Annotated in this window: 20 protein-coding genes; 16 read left to right on the top strand and 4 right to left on the bottom strand. The window is 70.9% G+C overall.

Annotated features, from left to right (window positions below; all coding sequences use genetic code 11):
* The first annotated feature begins 74 nt into the window (after nt 1-74).
* The 8 genes from hemL to GTW40_RS16595 all read left to right on the top strand — a co-directional run bounded on the left by hemL (nt 75) and on the right by GTW40_RS16595 (nt 8,363).
* Nucleotides 75-1,400: a glutamate-1-semialdehyde 2,1-aminomutase gene (hemL, locus tag GTW40_RS16630; RefSeq protein WP_161180976.1), complete on the top strand. Its 1,326-nt coding sequence runs from the start codon at nt 75-77 to the stop codon at nt 1,398-1,400.
* Between the two features lie 41 nt (nt 1,401-1,441).
* The gene (locus tag GTW40_RS16625; protein ID WP_161180978.1) at nt 1,442-2,095 is read left to right on the top strand and encodes a histidine phosphatase family protein; all 654 of its coding nucleotides are present in this window, start codon (nt 1,442-1,444) and stop codon (nt 2,093-2,095) included.
* Between the two features lie 143 nt (nt 2,096-2,238).
* Nucleotides 2,239-3,507 (top strand): hypothetical protein, encoded by a 1,269-nt coding sequence (locus tag GTW40_RS16620; RefSeq protein ID WP_161180975.1) that lies wholly within the window; start codon nt 2,239-2,241, stop codon nt 3,505-3,507.
* Nucleotides 3,508-3,609: 102 nt separating this feature from the next.
* Nucleotides 3,610-4,200 (top strand): TlpA disulfide reductase family protein, encoded by a 591-nt coding sequence (locus GTW40_RS16615; RefSeq protein ID WP_202485982.1) that lies wholly within the window; start codon nt 3,610-3,612, stop codon nt 4,198-4,200.
* A 1-nt stretch (nt 4,201) separates the two neighbouring features.
* On the top strand, nt 4,202-4,972 hold the full coding sequence (locus GTW40_RS16610; RefSeq protein WP_161180974.1) for a cytochrome c biogenesis protein CcdA: 771 nt from the start codon (nt 4,202-4,204) through the stop codon (nt 4,970-4,972).
* Nucleotides 4,972-6,690, top strand: a complete 1,719-nt coding sequence (locus GTW40_RS16605) for a cytochrome c biogenesis protein ResB (protein WP_161180973.1) — start codon at nt 4,972-4,974, stop codon at nt 6,688-6,690. Before GTW40_RS16610 ends, GTW40_RS16605 begins: the two co-directional genes overlap by 1 nt.
* Nucleotides 6,687-7,775 (top strand): c-type cytochrome biogenesis protein CcsB, encoded by a 1,089-nt coding sequence (ccsB, locus tag GTW40_RS16600; RefSeq protein ID WP_161180972.1) that lies wholly within the window; start codon nt 6,687-6,689, stop codon nt 7,773-7,775. Before GTW40_RS16605 ends, ccsB begins: the two co-directional genes overlap by 4 nt.
* A 192-nt stretch (nt 7,776-7,967) precedes the next feature.
* The gene (locus GTW40_RS16595; RefSeq protein WP_161180971.1) at nt 7,968-8,363 is read left to right on the top strand and encodes a hypothetical protein; all 396 of its coding nucleotides are present in this window, start codon (nt 7,968-7,970) and stop codon (nt 8,361-8,363) included.
* A 43-nt stretch (nt 8,364-8,406) separates the two neighbouring features.
* Here the strand turns inward: GTW40_RS16595 and GTW40_RS16590 are convergent, their stop codons facing one another.
* From GTW40_RS16590 to GTW40_RS16575, 4 genes are all read right to left on the bottom strand, one after another.
* The gene (locus GTW40_RS16590; RefSeq protein WP_161180970.1) at nt 8,407-9,801 is read right to left on the bottom strand and encodes a condensation domain-containing protein; all 1,395 of its coding nucleotides are present in this window, start codon (nt 9,799-9,801) and stop codon (nt 8,407-8,409) included.
* 169 nt (nt 9,802-9,970) lie between these two features.
* Nucleotides 9,971-10,420 (bottom strand): nucleoside deaminase, encoded by a 450-nt coding sequence (locus GTW40_RS16585; protein ID WP_161180969.1) that lies wholly within the window; start codon nt 10,418-10,420, stop codon nt 9,971-9,973.
* A 42-nt stretch (nt 10,421-10,462) separates the two neighbouring features.
* Complete coding sequence (locus GTW40_RS16580; RefSeq protein ID WP_161180968.1) at nt 10,463-11,302, bottom strand: putative RNA methyltransferase; 840 nt, start codon at nt 11,300-11,302, stop codon at nt 10,463-10,465.
* Nucleotides 11,303-11,530: 228 nt separating this feature from the next.
* Nucleotides 11,531-11,806 (bottom strand): PLD nuclease N-terminal domain-containing protein, encoded by a 276-nt coding sequence (locus tag GTW40_RS16575; RefSeq protein WP_161180967.1) that lies wholly within the window; start codon nt 11,804-11,806, stop codon nt 11,531-11,533.
* A 75-nt stretch (nt 11,807-11,881) separates the two neighbouring features.
* Here GTW40_RS16575 and GTW40_RS16570 point away from each other — a divergent pair, with 75 nt between their 5' ends.
* The 8 genes from GTW40_RS16570 to GTW40_RS16535 all read left to right on the top strand — a co-directional run.
* Entirely contained in the window at nt 11,882-13,339 is a 1,458-nt protein-coding gene (locus GTW40_RS16570) for a menaquinone biosynthesis decarboxylase (RefSeq protein ID WP_161180966.1), read from the top strand.
* 79 nt (nt 13,340-13,418) lie between these two features.
* Complete coding sequence (gene mqnP / locus GTW40_RS16565) at nt 13,419-14,324, top strand: menaquinone biosynthesis prenyltransferase MqnP (protein WP_161180965.1); 906 nt, start codon at nt 13,419-13,421, stop codon at nt 14,322-14,324.
* Between the two features lie 100 nt (nt 14,325-14,424).
* A complete protein-coding gene (locus tag GTW40_RS16560; protein ID WP_161180964.1) occupies nt 14,425-15,075 on the top strand; it encodes a UbiX family flavin prenyltransferase in 651 nt (216 codons plus the stop codon).
* A 79-nt stretch (nt 15,076-15,154) separates the two neighbouring features.
* Entirely contained in the window at nt 15,155-15,610 is a 456-nt protein-coding gene (locus GTW40_RS16555) for an Lrp/AsnC family transcriptional regulator (protein ID WP_161180963.1), read from the top strand.
* A gap of 62 nt (nt 15,611-15,672) precedes the next feature.
* A complete protein-coding gene (mqnE, locus tag GTW40_RS16550; protein WP_161180962.1) occupies nt 15,673-16,836 on the top strand; it encodes an aminofutalosine synthase MqnE in 1,164 nt (387 codons plus the stop codon).
* 85 nt (nt 16,837-16,921) lie between these two features.
* Nucleotides 16,922-17,446, top strand: a complete 525-nt coding sequence (locus tag GTW40_RS16545; protein WP_161180961.1) for a GNAT family N-acetyltransferase — start codon at nt 16,922-16,924, stop codon at nt 17,444-17,446.
* A gap of 121 nt (nt 17,447-17,567) precedes the next feature.
* Complete coding sequence (locus GTW40_RS16540) at nt 17,568-17,867, top strand: DUF4229 domain-containing protein (protein ID WP_161180960.1); 300 nt, start codon at nt 17,568-17,570, stop codon at nt 17,865-17,867.
* A 131-nt stretch (nt 17,868-17,998) separates the two neighbouring features.
* The coding region (locus GTW40_RS16535) for a BTAD domain-containing putative transcriptional regulator (protein WP_343245720.1) at nt 17,999-19,544 on the top strand (1,546 nt) is incomplete at its 3' end.

Below are 19,544 nucleotides of genomic sequence, written 5' to 3'. Positions count from 1 at the left end.
CCTCCCGCCCCACCGCCTACCCTGAGGGAGTCACCCCGCCACCGGAGTCCGAGAAGCCGGAGTAGTCGCACGCCATGAGTGCCCAGAGCGAAACGCCCTATCCCTACGACGCGCCCGCATCCCAGGCGCTCTTCGACCGCGCCTCCGCCGTCACCCCGGGTGGGGTGAACTCCCCGGTGCGTGCCTTCCGTGCCGTCGGCGGGACGCCCCGGTTCATGGTCTCGGGGAGCGGGCCGTACATCACGGACGCCGACGGGCGCGAGTACGTGGACCTGGTGTGCTCCTGGGGGCCGATGATCCTCGGGCACTCGCACCCCGAGGTCATCGCCGCGGTGCAGGAGGCGGTCGCGCGCGGCACGTCCTTCGGCACGCCCGGCGAGGGCGAGGTCGCGCTCGCCGAGGAGATCGTGGCCCGCGTCGAGCCCGTCGAGCAGGTCCGCCTGGTCAGCAGCGGCACCGAGGCGACCATGAGCGCGATCCGGCTGGCCCGCGGGTTCACCGGCCGGTCCAAGGTGATCAAGTTCGCCGGGTGCTACCACGGCCACGTCGATGCCCTGCTTGCCGCCGCCGGTTCCGGTGTCGCCACCTTCGCGCTGCCCGACACCCCCGGTGTCACGGGCGCGCAGGCCGGGGACACGATCGTGCTGCCGTACAACGACCTGGAGGCCGTGCAGGAGGCCTTCCACCGGCACCCGGGCGAGATCGCCTGTGTGATCACCGAGGCCTCGCCGGGCAACATGGGCGTCGTCCCGCCGGACCCCGGTTTCAACCAGGGCCTGAAGGACGCCTGTGCCAAGAACGGCGCGCTGTTCATCTCCGACGAGGTGATGACCGGCTTCCGCACCTCGCGCGCGGGCTGGTACGGCATCGACGGCGTCAAGCCCGACCTGATGACCTTCGGCAAGGTGATGGGCGGTGGCTTCCCCGCCGCCGCGTTCGGCGGCCGTGCCGACGTGATGGCCCACCTCGCCCCGGCGGGCCCCGTCTACCAGGCGGGCACCCTCTCCGGTAACCCGGTCGCCACCGCCGCAGGACTCGCCCAGCTCCGGCTGCTCGACGACGCGGCGTACGACAAGGTCGACGCGGTGTCCGCGCAGATCCAGTCGCTGGTCACCGAGGCGCTGAGCAAGGAGGGCGTGGCCCACCGGCTGCAGAACGCCTCCAACATGTTCTCGGTGTTCTTCACCGACCGGCAGGTGCGCACCTACGAGGACGCCAGGCGGCAGGAGTCGTTCCGCTTCAACGCGTTCTTCCACTCGCTGCTGGCGGACGGCGTGTACCTCCCGCCGTCGTCCTTCGAGTCCTGGTTCGTGTCCACGGCCCACGACGAGCGGGCCATCCAGAAGATCGCCGACGCCCTCCCGGCGGCGGCCCGAGCCGCCGCGGAGGCGACCGCGTGAGCACCAGCGCCAGCGACAAGGACCTCACGGTCGTCCACGTCATGCGGCACGGCGAGGTGGACAACCCCGCCGGTGTCCTCTACGGCCGCCTGCCCGACTACCACCTCTCCGAGCTGGGCCGCCGGATGGCCGAGCGGGTCGCCGAGCACCTCGCTTCGCGCGACATCACGTACGTCGTCGCCTCCCCGCTGGAGCGCGCGCAGGAGACCGCCACCCCGATCGCCAAGGCGCACGGGCTGGACCTCGCCACCGACGAGCGGCTGATCGAGGCCGAGAACGTCTTCCAGGGCAAGACCTTCGGTGTCGGCGACGGCGCGCTGCGCAAGCCGGAGAACTGGAAGCACCTGGTCAACCCGTTCAAGCCGTCCTGGGGCGAGCCGTACGTCGACCAGGTGGTCCGCATGATGGGCGCGCTGAACGCGGCCAAGGACCGGGCCCGGGGTCACGAGGCGGTGCTGGTCAGCCACCAGCTGCCGATCTGGATCGTGCGCTCCTACGTCGAGCGGCGCCGCCTCTGGCACGACCCGCGCAAGCGGCAGTGCACCCTCGCCTCGCTGACGAGCTTCACCTTCCGGGGTGACAAGATCGTTTCCGTCGGCTACAGCGAGCCCGCCATCGACCTGGTCCCGGCCCACCTCCACGCGGGTGCCAAGCCCGCCAAGGGTGCCGGACAGGGCAAGGCGTTCGGGGCCTGAGGCAGGCGTGAATCCGCCCATAAGGAATGGTTCGTACGGCTTTGTCGTGTCCGCTGCGAAATAGGCGGCGGATCGCGCAACCTCCCCGTTCGTCGCGCCCTCTGACTGAGTGACACCAGCGGGCGTGACGGATCGGGGAACCCATGCACACCATCACCCGGAGGGGAATACTCGGGCTCGGCGCGGGCGCGGCGGCGGCCGCCGGGCTCGCGGGCTGCGGGACCACGAAGTCCGCCCACTCCCCGGACGCCGACGGCCACCGGCCCGGTTCCGGGAAGCGCGCGGGCGGCGACGGCAAGGGCCACCCCGCGCGTCCCAAGGCCCGCCCCATCGGTGACGGCTCCACCTCCTTCACCGGCGCGCAGCCCCACCAGCCCGCCCGCCCCGAGCCGCTGGAGCCGGGCCAGACCCCGCCGCAGTTCGTGGTCTTCTCCTGGGACGGCGCCGGAGAGGTCGGCAACGGCCTCTTCCCGCGCTTCCTGGACCTGGCCAAGGAGCACGGCGCGAGCATGACCTTCTTCCTCTCGGGGCTCTATCTGCTCCCCGAGTCGAAGAAGCGCCTCTACGACCCGCCGAACAACCCGCGCGGCGCCTCCGACATCGGCTACCTCACCGACGCGCACGTCAAGGCCACGCTCACCAACGTCCGCCGGGCCTGGCTGGAGGGCCACGAGATCGGCACCCACTTCAACGGGCACTTCTGCGGCGGCCGCGGCACGGTCGGCAACTGGACGCCCCGGCAGTGGAAGAGCGAGATCGAGCAGGCCAAGTCCTTCGTCAAGGAGTGGCGCACCAACACCGGCTGGACCGACCTGCCGTCGCTGCCCTTCGACTACGACAAGGAGCTGACCGGCGGCCGTACGCCCTGTCTGCTCGGCCAGGACAACCTGCTGCCCACCGCCCGTGAGCTGGGCTGGCGCTACGACGCCTCCTCGCCCGGCGGTCGCCAGGTCTGGCCGTCCAAGCGGCTCGGGATCTGGGATCTGCCCCTTCAGCAGATACCTTTCCCCGGACACTCCTTCGAGGTCCTGTCCATGGACTACAACATGCTCGCCAACCAGTCGATCAACTCGACCAACGCCCCCGCCCACAACTACCCGGGCTGGCGCAGGCAGGCGGCGCAGGCGTACATATCCGGCTTCCAGCGGGCGTACGAGACGAACCGGGCGCCCTTCTTCATAGGCAACCACTTCGAGCACTGGAACGGCGGCCTCTACATGGACGCGGTGGAGCAGGCGTTCAAGCACATCGCGCGCGAGAAGGAGAAGGGCGGCGACGTGCGCCTGGTCTCCTTCCGGCAGTTCACGGACTGGCTGGACGTGCAGAAGCCCGAGGTCCTCGCCGGGCTGCGCACCCTCGACGTGGGACAGAAGCCCGCCGGAGGCTGGAAGGGACTCCACGCCAAGGCGTGACGGCCTGTCCGTTATGCCCGGTGTAAATACCGGCTGAAATGGGGTTTTCCCGCAGCAGGGGGGCGCGCGAAGGCCCCGGACCCGCCATGCGAAACTTTTCACATGAGTACCCGTAGCCGCGCCGCTCTGCTCGGTGCCGTGACCGCCCTCGCGGCCCTGGTCCTGTCCGCGTGCGGCAGCGGCGGCATCTCCGGCGGGGGCGGCGACACCAACTTCGTCACCGGGAGCAACGGCGTCGACACCGTCGCCCCGGCCAAGCGCGTCAAGGCACCCGACCTGTCCGGGAAGACTGTCGACGGCAAGAACCTCGACGTCGCCGACTACCGGGGCAAGGTCGTCGTCATCAACGTCTGGGGCTCCTGGTGCGGCCCCTGCCGCGCGGAGGCCAAGTACTTCTCCAAGGTCTCCAAGGAGTACGCGGACAAGGGCGTGCAGTTCGTCGGGATCAACACCCGCGACTCCAACACCACCCAGCCCCGCAACTTCGAGAAGGCCAACGGGATCACGTACCCCAGCCTGTACGACCCCACGGGCAAGCTCATGCTCCGCTTCGAGAAGGGCACCCTCAACCCGCAGCTGATCCCCTCCACCCTGATCATCGACAGGAACGGGAAGATCGCCGCGCGCGCCCTGGAGCAGCTGGACGACCTCGCGCTGCGGGAGATGCTCGAACCGGTCGCGGCGGAGAAGTGACGTGAGTCCGCTCCTCACGCTCGCCGCGGGCGGGCAGAACCAGACCGTGCTCAACGGCGCCCTGCTGCTCGCCCTGCCCGTCGCGGTGCTCGGCGGGCTCGTCTCCTTCTTCTCGCCCTGCGTGCTGCCGCTGGTGCCGGGCTACCTCTCCTACGTGACCGGCGTCACCGGCACCGACCTCGCCGACGCCCGGCGCGGCCGGATGGCGACCGGCGCCGCCCTGTTCGTGCTCGGCTTCACCGTCGTGTTCGTCTCCGGCGGCGCCCTGTTCGGGTTCTTCGGCCAGACCCTCCAGAGCTACAAGGACGTCCTGACCCGGGTCCTCGGCGTCCTCATGATCCTGCTCGGCGTCTTCTTCATGGGCCTGATGCCCTGGCTGACCCAGCGTGAGTTCCGCTTCCACCGGCGCCCGACCACCGGACTCCTCGGCGCGCCCCTGCTCGGTGCCCTCTTCGGGATCGGCTGGACGCCCTGCATCGGCCCGACCCTCGCCTCCGTCGTCGCCCTCTCCTCCCAGCAGGCGAGCGCGGGCCGGGGCGCGATACTGACCGTCGCGTACTGCCTGGGGCTCGGCGTGCCCTTCGTGCTCACCGCCGTCGCCTTCCGCAAGGCCCTCGGCGCGTTCGGCTGGGTCAAACGCCACTATGTCTGGGTGATGCGCATCGGCGGCACGATGATGATCGTGACCGGTGTGCTGCTGCTGACCGGGGCCTGGGACCACCTGGTGCAGGAGATGCAGACCTGGTCCGACGGCTTCTCTGTGGGGATCTGATGAGCAAGACCACTACCGACACCTCCCCGGAGGGCCTGGGCGCGGCCGGCTCCCAGCTGTCCACCGCGCCCCAGGAGGACCTGTCGACCCCGCCCTCCCTGGGCGTGATCGGCTGGGCCCGCTGGTTCTGGCGGCAGCTGACCTCCATGCGGGTCGCGCTGCTGCTGCTCCTGCTGCTCTCGCTCGGGGCCATCCCCGGCTCGCTGATCCCGCAGACCGGCGCCGACGCCAACAAGGTCGACGACTTCCGCAAGGCGCACAGCACGCTCGCGCCCGTCTACGACAAGCTCGGCCTCTTCCACGTCTACAGCTCGGTGTGGTTCTCCGCGATCTACATCCTGCTCTTCGTCTCCCTCATCGGCTGCATCGTCCCGCGCACCTGGCAGTTCGTCGGCCAGCTCCGCGGCCGCCCGCCGGGCGCCCCGAAGCGCCTGGACCGTCTCCCGGCGTACACCACCTGGCGCACCACCGCCGACCCCGAGCAGGTCCGCGAGACGGCGCTCGCGCTGCTGAAGAAGCGCCGCTTCCGGGCGCACCTGGTGGGCGACGCGGTCGCCGCCGAGAAGGGGTACGTGCGCGAGCTGGGCAACCTGGTCTTCCACATCGCCCTCATCGTCCTGCTCACCGCCTTCGCCTCGGGCCAGATGTTCAAGTCCGACGGCACGAAGCTGATGGTCGAGGGCGACGGCTTCTCCAACGCGCTGCCGATGTATGACGACTTCAAGTCGGGCAGCATGTTCCAGGCCGACGACCTGGTGCCGTTCAGCTTCGACCTCAAGAGCTTCACCGGCACCTACGAGATGACCGGCCCCAACCGCGGCACCCCGCGCACCTTCCAGGCGAGGATCGCCTACAGCGAGGGCGCGTACGGCAAGCAGCGCTCCACCCTCGTCAAGGTCAACGAGCCGCTGAAGATCGGCGACTCCAAGGTCTACCTCGTCAGCCACGGCTACGCCCCCGTGATCACCGTCCGCGACGGCAAGGGCAAGGCCGTCTACCGCGACGCCGTCCCCCTCCTCCCGCTCGACGGCAACGTCACCTCGCAGGGCGTCATCAAGGTCATGGACGGCTACCGCGACGCCCAGGGCACCAAGGAGCAGCTCGGCATCCGGGCCTTCTTCCTGCCGACCTACGGCGGCGGCGCCAACGTCCTCTCCCAGTTCCCGGCGCTGCTCAACCCGGTGCTCAACCTGGAGCCGTACCACGGCGACCTCGGCGTGGACGCGGGCATCTCGCAGAGCGTCTACCAGCTCGACCAGCGGCACCTGAAGGGCTACAAGGACGCCAAGGGCGCCCAGCTGCGGGACAACCTCAAGCCCGGCCAGACCATGACGCTGCCGAACGGCGCCGGAACGGTCACCTTCGAGAAGAACATCAAGGAGTGGGCGGGCTTCGAGATCGTCCAGGAGCCCGGCGGCGGCTGGGCCCTCGCGGGCGCGCTCGCCGCGATCTTCGGCCTCGCCGCGTCCCTCTTCATCCAGCGCCGCCGCGTGTGGGTCCGCGCGGTGGCGGGCCCCGACGGAGTGACGGTCGTGGAGATGGCGGGCCTCGGCCGCAGCGAGTCCGCGAAGGTCCCCGAGGAACTCTCCGACCTCGCCGGAACGCTCTACGACACCGCGCCGGGCGCCCCCGAAAGCACCGCCCCCGCCGACGACGACACCAACGACGACACCGACGCATCCCGCGCCGTACCTGCCGAAGGGGCTGAGCAGCAGTGATTCTCGCCGCCGCCACCAACGAACACCTGGCGAGTGTCAGCAACACGCTGATCTACTCGTCGATGGCCGTCTACACCCTGGCCTTCTTCGCGTACATCGCCGAATGGCTCTTCGGCAGCCGCAGCAAGGTCGGCCGTACCGCCGCCGCGCTCACGGCCGGGGACGGCACGGCCGTGAAGGCCAAGGGGCCCGCCGTCACCGTCAAGCAGGCGGGCGGGACCACCGTCCTGGAGCGGCCGCAGGTCGTCGTCCGCTCGGCGGCCGGTGCCCGGGACGTGCCGGACGGCCCCGGCGCCCACGGCGGCGACGCCCAGGGCGACATGTACGGCCGGATCGCCGTCTCCCTGACCGTGCTCGCGTTCCTCGTGGAGCTGGCCGGTGTGGTCGCCCGCGCGGCCTCCGTGCAGCGTGCCCCCTGGGGCAACATGTACGAGTTCAACATCACCTTCTCCACGGTCGCCGTCGGCGTGTACCTCGGCCTCCTGGCGCTGAAGAAGAACGTGCGCTGGCTCGGCCTGTTCCTGATCACCACGGTCCTGCTGGACCTCGGCCTCGCGGTCACCGTGCTCTACACCGCCAGCGACCAGCTGGTCCCGGCCCTGCACTCGTACTGGCTGTACATCCACGTCTCCACCGCGATCTTCTGCGGCGCGGTGTTCTACGTCGGCGCGGTCGCCACGATCCTGTACCTCTTCAAGGACTCGTACGAGAACAAGCTCCAGACCGGCGGCAAGCCCGGCGCCTTCGCCACCTCGGTCCTGGAACGGCTGCCCGCCTCCGCCTCGCTGGACAAGTTCGCCTACCGGGTGAACGCGGCGGTCTTCCCCCTCTGGACCTTCACGATCATCGCGGGCGCGATCTGGGCGGGCGACGCCTGGGGCCGCTACTGGAACTGGGACCCCAAGGAGACCTGGTCCTTCATCACCTGGATCGGCTACGCCTGCTACCTCCACGCCCGCGCCACCGCAGGCTGGAAGGGCCGCAAGGCCGCCTACCTGGCGATGCTCGCCTTCGCCTGCTGGCTGTTCAACTACTACGGCGTCAACATCTTCGTGACGGGCAAGCACTCCTACGCCGGAGTGTGAGCCCCCTCAACGCCATCGGCCCCGAGCCCCCCAGGGACTCGGGGCCGCGTGCTGTCACTCGGCCGTGACTGCAGGTCGGGGGGTTGATGGAGGTGCGAAGGGCGGTGCGGGGCGTGTCGGTGGCCAGCGCCGTGGAACCCGTGTCCGCCGCTCCGGCATGAGTTCGCCGAGCCCGTCGGAGACACTGGTGGCATGAGCGGTTCCATCGAACAGGGCATGAGCCAGACCCACGGGAACACGCACATACTCCACCTCCTGGTGCGTCTCCCGAGGTCCATGGAGGACATCTGGCCCGCCCTGGCCACCGCCGAGGGCCTGACCGGCTGGTGCACACCGGTGGACGTCCTCGAACCCCGCCTCGACGGCACCGTCGCCCTGCGCGGGCTCGGCGCGGGGCGCATCACCGCCTGGGACGTGGACCGCGTCGCCGAGTACACCGTCGAGGGCGGCGGCCGCATCCGCTTCCACCTGGAACGCGACGGCGAGAACGGCAGCGCGCTGCGCTTCACCCACGAGTTCCAGGGCGAGGGCGCGACGGAGACGGACTGGCGCGAGCGGTTCGAGCGGCTGATCACGCTGCTGAGCTAGCCGGGCCGCTTCGGTCTCCCGCGCCTCCGCGTCGCCTGCCCGCTCACCCCGGCAGCGTCGACATCAGGTCGCGCAGGCGCTCCACGTACAGGCGCATGTTCTTCGCCGCCACGTCCGTGTCCGGGTGGCGGCTGGCGAGCCAGAGGCCGTCGTGGAGGCGGCTGACCCAGACGCAGACCTGGTCGCCGTAGGAGACACGGAGCAGGGCGTGGGCGTTCTGGTCCGACCAGCGGTCGGCGCCCGCGATGCCCCGGGTGTCGACGTACGACACGATCGAGTACAGGTCGGGCGAGGTGGGGCGGAAGTCGGCGCCGAGCAGCCGCAGGACACGGGCCAGCGGCATCCGGGACAGGGCGCGGTTGGACTGCAGCTCCGCGCGGACCGTACGCAGGGTGGCCGTCAGGTCGGGGGCGTGCGCCACCGGGACCTCGATGGGGGCGCCGCCGACGTACCAGCCGACCGAGCCGGTCCAGCGGGACTTCACCCGGGTGTGGAAGGGGACGACCGTGCGGTACACCGGCAGACCGCCCAGCTCGTGCACGATCAGCGCCGTGGCCGCGAGCAGCCCGACCAGGCTCCCACCGTAGGGACGGCAGTACGCCTCGAACGCGGCCGCCGCCTCCGCGTCCACCAGCGGCTCGCAGATCATCTTCTGCCGGGGCAGCGGGCCGCCCGGCTCGACGCCGAGGTCCACCGGGAACGAGGGCAGCGTGCCGTCGCAGCGCTGGATGAACTCCCGCCAGCGGGCCACGATCGCGTGGTCGCCGTCGAGCCGGTCCGCGTCCGCGCGCTCGATCTCGCAGAAGTCGACGTAACTGGCCGCCGGGGTGCGCACCACAGGCCCGCGCCCCGCGATCCCCGCCGTGTACAGCTCCTCGATCTCGGCCGGGATGCCGTGCAGCGAGTACGCGTCCACATTGCTGTGGTCGAAGGCGAGGAACACGGTGGCCGAGTCGTCCCGTACGACCGCCGCGTAGATCAGGTTCGGCCAGCGCAGCGCGTCCGCCACCGTGTCGAAACGGTCCTGGAGATGCGCGGCCAGCGCCTCCGCGTCCGGGAAGTCGCCGACCGCCTCCCGGTGCAGGGTCACGTCGTCCTCGGCCAGCGTGAACCGGCGCAGCTCGTCGCCCCTCTCGCCCGCCCAGCGGAAGCCGCTGCGCAGCGTCTCGTGCCGTACGGTCCAGGCGCGCAGGGCCTCCTGGAGCACGTCGAGATCGACCGGGCCCGGCAGGTCGAAGGAGGTCCCCAGCCAGGTCGGCACGAACAGCCCGTCCTCCCGGACGGTCCTCGCGGTCCTGATGTGCGACTCCTGGATGTAGGCCGGGGGCCGGGAGTCCTCCGGCAGGCTCGCCGCCGCCGCGACGGTCGCCGGACTCAGCGTCCACTCGACGAGCCGTCCCGGCCGGACCTCGCAGCGCTGGATGTCAGTGATTCGCACGCGTCTCCGATCGCAGAGGGGGCCACTGCACGGGCCCCGCTCAAGGGAATGCCGTCCCGAGCGGTGGAGACATGCCCGCGCCGGTCATTTCAGCGGAACGGATGGTGAGCCGAACGCGGAAGTGATTAACCGACCGTGACCGGGAGAGGGCTTGAACTCGGAGGCGTCCTCACACCCCGATGTCCTCGAACCACAGCTCCGGCCGCTCCTCGATGAACCCCCGCATCAGCGCCACGCACTCCGGATCGTCCAGCAGTACGATCTCCACCCCGTGCGCGGCGAGCCACTCGTGCCCGCCGGAGAAGGTCTCCGCCTCCCCGATCACCACCCGCGAGATCCCGAACTGCCGCACCAGACCCGAGCAGTACCAGCACGGCGAGAGCGTGGTCACCATGGTCGTCCCCCGGTACGACCGCTGCCGCCCCGCCGCCCGGAACGCGGCCGTCTCCCCGTGCACCGAGGGGTCGTCGTCCTGCACCCGCCGGTTCCGCCCCCGCCCGAGCAGCTCCCCGCCGAGGCCGTACAGCGCGGCCCCGACCGGCACCCCGCCCTCGGCCCGCCCGGTACGGGCCTCCTCCAGGGCGATGGCGAGCCAGGCCCGCGCCAACTCCGTGTCCATGCGGGCACTGTGCCCGGCCGGGGGCGCCGGGGAAACGTGCGGTCAGCGGGGGCGGTAGGCGGTGGCCAGCACGGAGACGGTGACCTGGCGGGGGAGGGCCGCCTCCGAGGGGCCCAGGTGACGGGCGGTCGGGGTCATGTCCAGCAGATCGCGGGCGTCCGCCGGGGGCAGGGACAACACGTACTCCACCCGCTCGGTGACCGTCGCCGTGAAGAAGGGCTCCATCGCCCGGCCCAGCCGCTCCTCCTTGGCCGGATCGACCGCCACCGGCGCGCGCAGCTCGGCCAGATGACGCCCGGTCGGCCGCGCCACGATCAGCCGCCCGCCCGGCCGCAGCACCCGGTGGAACTCGGCCGGATTGCGCGGCGCGAACACGTCAAGGACCACATCGGCCACCCGGTCGGCCAGCGGAAAGGGACGGAACACGTCCCACGCGGCAGCGGCGGCCCGCTCATGCGCCCTGGCCGCTGTCCGCAGCGCCCGTACCGAGCTGTCGAGGCCAAGACCGCGCGCGGCGGGCAGCCGGTCGAGCGCACCGGCGAGGTAGTAGCCCGTACCGCACCCGGCATCCAGCACCGCGCCGCCCGTCCCGGCCGACCCACTGTCCACCGCCAGCCCGGCCACCGCGTCCCGCACGGGCGCGTACCGCCCGCCCGCCAGGAACCGCTCCCGCGCCCGGACCATCGCCGTGTCGTCCCCGCTGGTGGCCCGCGCCCCGGTCAGCAGCCCGGCGTAGCCGTGCCGGGCGATGTCGAAGGCGTGCCCCGCCGGACAGCGCAGCACGCTCCGCTCGCGGCGCAGGGACGGCACCCGGCACACCGGGCAGCGCAGCAGACCGAGGACGGAATCGAGGGCGGGGGAGGGGGAGGGGGATGCGGGCATGGCAGCGCTCCTGGCGTGGCGACGGGAAGGGGACCGCGCCCGCGTGTGCGCCGGAGAACCGGGAAAAGGGCGTACCGGCCCGGAGAAGGGCGACGCCGAGAAGGGGGGGCACACCGCGGGCACACCGAGGAGGGCGACGCCGTCCGGCCTCGCCCTCAGTGCCGTCCGGTCACAGGAAGCAGCAGTGCGGAGTGCTCATGAATGCCACGCCAGGAGTCTACGAGCCCCTCAGTCCCGGTCGGGGTCGTCCTTCTCCAGGGACTTCAGGAAATCGGGGTTGTCGTCCGGGGCGACCCAGGTGCCCGCGGGGGCGGGCCGGTGACGGACCTTCCCGGCGAGCAGCCAGGCGACGGGGCCGACCAGGATCTCGCCGAACAGGAGGATCACGACCACCCAGGCGAGCTTGGGGAGGTGGCGGACCTCGTCCTCGGGGGTGTTCAGACAGTCCACGAGGGCGTAGATCCACAGGGCCAGGACCAGCAGGAACGGCAGATACCTGAGCATGGGTGCGGGTTCTCCCGACGGTGTGTACGGCCCCGGTGACCGAGCCAGCGTATCCGGTGGCCGATACTGGGACACATGGCTTATGACGATCTTCGCTCCCTGCTGCGGGCGCTGGAGCGCGAGGGTGACCTCAAGCGCATCAAGGCCGAGGTCGACCCGTACCTGGAGGTCGGTGAGATCGTCGACCGGGTGCAGAAGGCCGGCGGACCGGCACTGCTCTTCGAGAACGTCAAGGGCTCCGCGATGCCCCTGGCGATGAACGTCTTCGGCACCGACCGCCGTCTCCTCAAGGCGCTCGGCCTGAAGTCGTACGCCGAGATCTCCGACAAGATCGGCGGACTGCTGCGGCCCGAGCTGCCGCACGGCTTCGTCGGCGTCCGCGAGGCGTTCGGCAAGCTCGGCTCGATGGCGCACGTCCCGCCGAAGAAGGTCAAGGGCGACAACGCGCCCGTCCAGGAGGTCGTCCTCACCGGCGACGACGTGGACCTCGACGCGCTCCCCGCGCTCTTCACCTGGCCCAAGGACGGCGGCTCCTTCTTCAACCTCGGGCTCACCCACACCAAGGACCCGGAGTCCGGCGTCCGCAACCTCGGCCTGTACCGGCTCCAGCGGCACGACAAGCGCACCATCGGCATGCACTGGCAGATCCACAAGGACAGCCGCAACCACTACCAGGTGGCCGCGAAGCGCGGTGAGCGGCTGCCCGTCGCCATCGCCTTCGGCTGCCCGCCCGCCGTCACCTACGCCTCCACCGCCCCGCTGCCCGGCGACATCGACGAGTACATGTTCGCCGGGTTCATCGCGGGCAAGCGGATCGAGATGGTCGACTGCAAGACCGTCCCGCTCCAGGTCCCGGCGAACGCCGAGGTCGTCATCGAGGGCTGGCTGGAGCCGGGCGAGATGCTGCCCGAGGGGCCCTTCGGCGACCACACCGGGTTCTACACCCCGCAGGAGCCGTTCCCCGCGCTGAAGATCGACTGCGTGACGATGCGGAAGCGGCCGCTGCTCCAGTCGATCGTGGTCGGCCGCCCGCCGACCGAGGACGGCCCCCTCGGCCGCGCCACCGAGCGCTTCTTCCTGCCGCTGCTGAAGATCATCGTCCCGGACATCGTGGACTACCACCTGCCCGAGGCGGGCGGCTTCCACAACTGCGCGATCGTCTCGATCGACAAGAAGTACCCGAAGCACGCGCAGAAGGTGATGTCCGCGATCTGGGGGGCACACATGATGTCCCTGACCAAGCTGATCGTGGTCGTCGACTCCGACTGCGACGTGCACGATCTGCACGAGGTCGCCTGGCGGGCGCTGGGCAACACCGACTACGCCCGTGACCTGGTGGTCGCCGAGGGCCCCGTCGACCACCTCGACCACGCGTCCTACCAGCAGTTCTGGGGCGGCAAGGCGGGCATCGACGCGACGAAGAAGCTGCCCGAGGAGGGCTACACGAGGGACGGGGGGTGGCCGGACATGGTCCTGTCGGATCCGGATACGGCTGAACGGGTGACCCGGCGCTGGAAGGAGTACGGACTGTGAAAGACATCGGAATGATGGCGTCGAGCAGCGCGAAGACGGGGTTTCCCCGCCGACGCGGGGATGATCCGGAGTACGGGCTGTGAGCACCCCCTCCGCCGCCGCGATCCCGCAGCCGGGCCGCACCAAAGCCTTCCTGCGCCTCGTGATGATCGAGCACTCGGTCTTCGCGCTGCCCTTCGCCTACATCGCCTCGCTGACCGCGATGTACCAGTGGGACAAGAACATCCACTGGGCCCAGCTGCTCCTGGTCACCATCTGCATGGTCGGCCTGCGCACCTTCGCGATGGCCGTGAACCGGATCATCGACCGCGAGATCGACGCCCGTAACCCGCGCACCGCCCACCGCGAGCTGGTCACCGGCGCGATGTCGGTACGGCACGCGTGGACCGGCGCGCTGATCGCCCTGGTCGTCTTCCTCGGCTCGGCCGCCCTGCTGAACCCGCTGTGCCTGACGCTCGCGCCGGTCGCGGTGATCCCGATGGTGGTCTATCCGTACGGCAAGCGGTTCACCAACTTCCCGCAGGCCATCCTCGGCATCGCCCAGGCGATGGGCCCGGTCGGCGGCTGGCTCGCCATCTCCGGCACCTGGTCCTGGGACGCGGTGATCCTCGGCCTCGCGGTCGGCATCTGGATCGGCGGCTTCGACCTGATCTACGCCTGCCAGGACGTCGAGACCGATCGCGAGATCGGCGTGAAGTCGGTCCCGGCCCGCTTCGGCATCCCGGCGGCGATCTGGGGCGCGCGCGTCTGCCACGCGATCACGATGGCCCTGTTCGTCTGCTATGCCCTCCTCACCCACGCGGGCCCGTTCTTCTGGCTGGGCCTGGTCATCGTGGGTTCAGCCTTCGTCTACGAACACCGCATCGTCCGCCCCCACGACCTGTCCCGCCTGAACCGGGCGTTCTTCCAAGTCAACGGCTTCATCGGCATCGCGCTTTTCGTGTGCGCGCTGCTGGACCTGCTGGTGCGGGGTCTGACGGTCTGAGCGCGGTCCGAGTACGACAGTTCGGATAGCCCCCACCCGGCCTGAACACGCCGCGTCACGCCGGTACTCTCAAGGTGTGAACGCAGGAGAATCGCAGCGCGTGCCTTGGATCGTGGGGGTTTCCGGAGCTTCCGGGACGCCGTACGCGGCTGCCGTGCTGCGGGCGCTGCTGGACGCCGGTGAGGCGGTGGACCTGGTGGTCAGCCGGGCCTCGCGGCTGACGCTGCTGGACGAGACGGGCATCTCGTTCCGCGACGCGCACTGGCAGGAGGACCTGCGGGAGTGGCTGGGGCGCGGCGCGGACGGCAAGCCCGGCACCTTCGAGGCGGACGTGAGCGGCGTGCGGTACTGGAGCGCGGGGGACCTGGCCGCGGGGCCGTCCTCGGGGTCGTACCCGGCCAAGGGGATGCTGATCGTCCCCGCCTCCACCGCCTGTGTCGCGGGAGTCGCCCTCGGCCTGTCCAAGGACCTGCTCCAGCGCGCGGCGAGCGTCACGCTCAAGGAGCGCCGGCCGCTGGTCGTGGCCGTACGGGAGACCCCGCTGAACGGCCAGACCCTGCGCCATCTCGTCGCCCTGGACGACGCGGGCGCGAGCGTGGTCCCCGCCTCGCCCGCCTTCTACGCGGGCGCCACCCACATCCAGGACCTGGTGGACTTCGTGGCCGGGCGGGTGCTGGACTCGGCGGGCGTCGGGCACGGGCTCTACCGGCGCTGGAAGGGCGAACTGGGCGGCGGGGCGCAGAGCACGTAGCAGGGCTTGCGGCGGTACTTCTCCATCAGCGGTACTTCTCACTCCACTTGGCAATTTCACACCGGAAGGCTTCGATCGCATGGACGCGGTGGACAGGCAGCTCATCCAGGCCCTGAGGGAGAACGGCCGGGCCTCGTACGCGGAGCTGGGCCGCCTGGTCGGTCTGTCGGGGCCGAGCGTCACGGACCGGATCAACCGGCTGGAGGCGGCCGGGGTCATCACCGGCTACCGCGCGACCGTGGACGCGGCCTCCCTCGGCCTCGGGGTGACGGCGCTGATCGGCATCTCGCTCTCGGACGCCGCCGACCACGAGGACGTGGCGCGCAGGCTGCGGGACCTCACCGAGATCGAGGACTGCTGGTTCATCGCCGGTGACGACTCCTTCATGCTGAAGGTCCGTTCCTCGGACGTGGACGGCCTGGAGAAGACGATCCGCAGACTCAGCGGCACCAAGGGCGTCTCGCGCACCCGCACCACGATCGTGCTCTCCACCAAGTGGGAGAACCGGGTGGGGGAGCTTCCCGAAGAGGTGTAGCCGCCGGGAGCAGGTGTTCCGGGGGAGTACGGTTGGTCAGGTTGTCGGCGAAAGGTGTTGGTATGGACGTCGGGCTCAAGCGCGAGCTGGAGGAGAAGGTCCGCTCCGGTGAGCGGCTGACCCGTGAGGACGGCGTCGCACTCTACGAGTCGGACGACCTGGCCTGGCTCGGCGGCCTCGCGCACGAGGTGCGGACGCGTAAGAACGGCGACGTGGTCCACTTCAACGTCAACCGGCACCTCAACATGACCAACGTGTGCACGGCGTCCTGCGCCTACTGCTCGTTCCAGCGCAAGCCGGGCGAGAAGGACGCGTACACGATGCGCATCGAGGAGGCCGTGAAGCTGGCCAAGGCGATGGAGTCGGAGAACCTGACGGAGCTGCACATCGTCAACGGCCTCCACCCGAACCTGCCGTGGCGCTACTACCCGCGCTCGCTGCGGGAGCTGAAGGCCGCGCTGCCGCACGTCTCGCTGAAGGCGTTCACGGCGACGGAGATCCACCACTTCGAGACGATCTCCGGTCTCTCGGCCTCCGAGATCCTCGACGAACTCATCGACGCGGGCCTGGAGTCGCTGACCGGCGGTGGCGCCGAGATCTTCGACTGGGAGGTCCGCCAGCACATCGTGGACCACCGCACGCACTGGGAAGACTGGTCGCGGATCCACCGCCTGGCGCACGAGAAGGGTCTGAAGACCCCGGCCACGATGCTGTACGGCCACATCGAGGAGCCGCGCCACCGCGTGGACCACGTGCTGCGGCTGCGGGAACTCCAGGACGAGACCGGCGGTTTCCAGGTCTTCATCCCGCTGCGCTACCAGCACGACTTCGTGGACATGAAGGACGGCAAGGTCCGCAACAAGCTGCAGGCCCGGACGACCATGGCGACGGGCGCCGAGGCGCTGAAGACGTTCGCGGTCTCCCGGCTGCTGTTCGACAACGTCCCGCACGTGAAGGTGTTCTGGGTGATGCACGGTGTGCAGACCGCCCAGCTCGCCCTGCAGCACGGCGCGGACGACATGGACGGCTCGGTCGTCGAGTACAAGATCACGCACGACGCGGACAACTACGGCACGCCGAACAAGCTGACCCGTGACGACCTGCTGGACCTGATCCGTGACGCGGGCTTCCGCCCGGTCGAGCGCAACACGCGCTACGAGATCATCCGCGAGTACGAAGGCCCGGACCCGCTGCGCCGGGAGACGCCGCAGGCGATGCGCGTCTGAGACGGAAGCGGGCGGTGGCGGGACTCCCGTACCGCCTGCCGGAATGCTGTGGCCACGGGGCCGAGGTAATGACTACCTTGGCCCCGTGGCTCTTACTTTCACCCTGGACCCCGCGATCACGCCGGATCTGCGTGACGGCCTCCTCGACCTGTGGACGGAGGTCACGAACGCGGGCGGTGCCGTCGGCTTCGTGGCGCCCGTGACCCGCGAGGAGATACGCCCGGAGCTGGTCCGCACCCTGATGCGGCTGTCCGAGGGGCACAGCCGGCTGCTGGTGGGGCACGACGAGGACGGCCGGGTCGCGGCGACCGCGTTCCTCACCTTCAACACCCACCGGCTGATGACCCACTGGCTGTGGCTGTACACGGTGATGGTCCACCCCAAGCACCAGGGCCGGGGCCACGGCCGCGACCTGCTCGCGGCCGCCGCCGACGCGGCCCGCGGCTTCGACGGCATCGACGCGATCCGGCTGGGCTGCCGGGGCGGCCTGGGCCTGGAGCGCTTCTACGCCTCCTGCGGCTACCAGGAGGTCGGCCGGGTGCCCGGCGCCATCCGCGTCGCCCCCGGCGACCACCGCGACGACGTCACCATGCTCCTTCCGCTGCGCTGAGGCCTGCCTGCGCTGAGACCAGCCTGCGCTGAGACCCGCCGCCAAGATCGCCCGCTTGGCGTGCTTCACTGGGCGATGCCCCTTTGGGGGCTTCGAACCGTACGAACGGAAGTGGATGGACATGCTCCGCTACACGCTGATGCGTCTCGGCGTCTTCGCCGGCTGCCTCGTGGTCGCCTGGGGAGCCGTCTACTCGGGTCTCTTCCCGCGCGGTTTCGGTGACTCCAACTTCTTCTGGGTCGTGCTGGTCGCGCTGGTCCTGTCCGCCCCGATCAGCTGGATCGTCCTGCGCAAGGAGCGTGAGCGCGCCTCCGTCCACATCGTCGGCCGGGTGGACCGCATGAAGGCCAACCTGGACGCCAACCGCAACCAGGAGGACGCGGTGGACGAGAACGTACGCACCCAGGGCCAGCCCGGCTGAGTTCCCGAGCGGTCGTTTTCGGCCGCCCGGAAGGCGGTGGGCGCCGCATCGCCCCACGTCAGGCCCCGATACCCTGGTACGCGATCCGCGTCCCCGTCCCGGGCGCGGCCCGCTGCGAAGGGAAGTCGCCCGTGGAGTTCCGGCTGCTCGGCACGGTCTCCGTCGACACCTTCACCGGGCCCCTGCCGCTCGGTCCCGCCAAGCGCCGGAGCCTGCTGGCCGCGCTGCTGCTGTCGGCCAACACCCCCGTCTCGGTGGCCCGGCTGACCGAGTCGCTCTGGGACGAGACGCCCCCCTCGCAGGCCCGGAGCGTCATCCAGGGGCATGTGTCCCGGCTGCGCGCCCTGCTCACCGGGGCGGACGCGGCGGCGTACGGGGTCGAACTGGTCACGCTGACCGACGCCTACCTCCTGCGAGTGCCCGAATCCCTCCTGGACGCGCAGCGGTTCGAGGAGCTGCTGATGATGGCCCGGCAGCAACGCGAGCCGGGCGACGCGGCCATGATGCTCACCGAGGCCCTGTCGCTGTGGCAGGGCCCCGCGCTCGGCGGCGCGTTCACCGGACCGCCGCTCCAGGCCGCCGCGCACACCCTGGAGGAGTCGCGGCTCGCCACCGTCGAGGAGCTGGCGCGCACGTACACCGTGCTCGGCGAGCACCACCGTGCCGCCGCCGTACTGCGTCCGGAGGCGGTCGCACATCCGATGCGGGAATCGCTCGCCGCCTCGCTGATCAAGGCGCTGTACGGGGCGGGGCGGCAGGCGGAGGCGCTGGACTGGTTCCACCGTACGAGGCGGCTGCTCGCGGAGGAGCTGGGCATCGACCCCGGGCGGGAGCTGGCCGACGCCTACGCGCTGATCCTGCGGGGCGGGGTGGTCGCGGACGATCCGGTCGTCCCCGTACCCGCGCCTGCATCGGCGCCCGCGCCCGTGTCCGTATCCGCCCCTACGGCCGAGGCCCCCGTGGTGGCCGCCGTCGCCGTCGATCCGCTGGTCCGGCTGCCCCTGGCGGCCGCGCCGGTCGTGCCGCCCGCCGAACTGCTGCCCCGGGCGCCCCGGGGCTTCCAGGGCCGTACGGAGGAACTGGCCGCGCTCAGCCGGGCGGCGGCGGGCGAGGCGCCGGTGTGCCTGATCACCGGTCCGGCCGGGGTCGGCAAGACGGCGCTGGCCCTCCAGTGGGCGCACCACAAGGCGGCCGTGTTCCCGGACGGGCGGCTCTACGCGGATCTGCGCGGCTTCAGCGAGACCGGGGAACCCGCGCTGACCGACGTCCTGAGGGAGTTCCTGCCCGCGCTCGGGGTGCCGCCGCGCCGGGTGCCGGAGTCCGCGTCGGCCGCCGCCGCGCTGTTCCGGACGCTGACCGAGCGGCGCAGGCTGCTGGTCATCCTGGACAACGCCCGTGACTCCGCGACCGTACGGGCCCTGCTGCCCGGCGGACCCGACTGCGTCACGCTCGTCACCAGCCGCCACCGGCTCGAAGGGCTCATCGCGTCCGACGCGGCCCGGCCGGTGCCGCTGGACGTGCTCGAACCGCAGGACGGCATGGCGCTCCTGGCCGGAGTGCTCGGCGAGGAACGCGTGCTCGCGGAACCGGTGGCGGCCCAGCGGCTCGCGGAGCTCTGCGGAGGGCTCCCGCTGGCCCTGCGGGTGGTCGCCGCGCGCCTGGCCGGACGGCCCGGCA

Source organism: Streptomyces sp. SID4985, assembly GCF_009863025.1.
Lineage (GTDB): Bacteria > Actinomycetota > Actinomycetes > Streptomycetales > Streptomycetaceae > Streptomyces.
This window is presented reverse-complemented; position numbering and strand designations above follow the sequence as displayed.

Excerpts from the sequence above, each read along its gene's own strand:
- GTW40_RS16555 (WP_161180963.1), top strand. The coding sequence starts at position 15,155 with ATGGACGCGGTGGACAGGCAGCTCATCCAGGCCCTGAGGGAGAACGGC.
- hemL (WP_161180976.1), top strand. The coding sequence starts at position 75 with ATGAGTGCCCAGAGCGAAACGCCCTATCCCTACGACGCGCCCGCATCC.
- mqnE (WP_161180962.1), top strand. The coding sequence starts at position 15,673 with ATGGACGTCGGGCTCAAGCGCGAGCTGGAGGAGAAGGTCCGCTCCGGT.
- GTW40_RS16585 (WP_161180969.1), bottom strand. The coding sequence starts at position 10,420 with ATGGACACGGAGTTGGCGCGGGCCTGGCTCGCCATCGCCCTGGAGGAG.
- GTW40_RS16625 (WP_161180978.1), top strand. The coding sequence starts at position 1,442 with ATGCGGCACGGCGAGGTGGACAACCCCGCCGGTGTCCTCTACGGCCGC.
- GTW40_RS16575 (WP_161180967.1), bottom strand. The coding sequence starts at position 11,806 with ATGCTCAGGTATCTGCCGTTCCTGCTGGTCCTGGCCCTGTGGATCTAC.
- GTW40_RS16580 (WP_161180968.1), bottom strand. The coding sequence starts at position 11,302 with ATGCCCGCATCCCCCTCCCCCTCCCCCGCCCTCGATTCCGTCCTCGGT.
- GTW40_RS16620 (WP_161180975.1), top strand. The coding sequence starts at position 2,239 with ATGCACACCATCACCCGGAGGGGAATACTCGGGCTCGGCGCGGGCGCG.
- GTW40_RS16605 (WP_161180973.1), top strand. The coding sequence starts at position 4,972 with ATGAGCAAGACCACTACCGACACCTCCCCGGAGGGCCTGGGCGCGGCC.
- GTW40_RS16595 (WP_161180971.1), top strand. The coding sequence starts at position 7,968 with ATGAGCGGTTCCATCGAACAGGGCATGAGCCAGACCCACGGGAACACG.
- GTW40_RS16570 (WP_161180966.1), top strand. The coding sequence starts at position 11,882 with ATGGCTTATGACGATCTTCGCTCCCTGCTGCGGGCGCTGGAGCGCGAG.
- GTW40_RS16540 (WP_161180960.1), top strand. The coding sequence starts at position 17,568 with ATGCTCCGCTACACGCTGATGCGTCTCGGCGTCTTCGCCGGCTGCCTC.
- GTW40_RS16615 (WP_202485982.1), top strand. The coding sequence starts at position 3,610 with ATGAGTACCCGTAGCCGCGCCGCTCTGCTCGGTGCCGTGACCGCCCTC.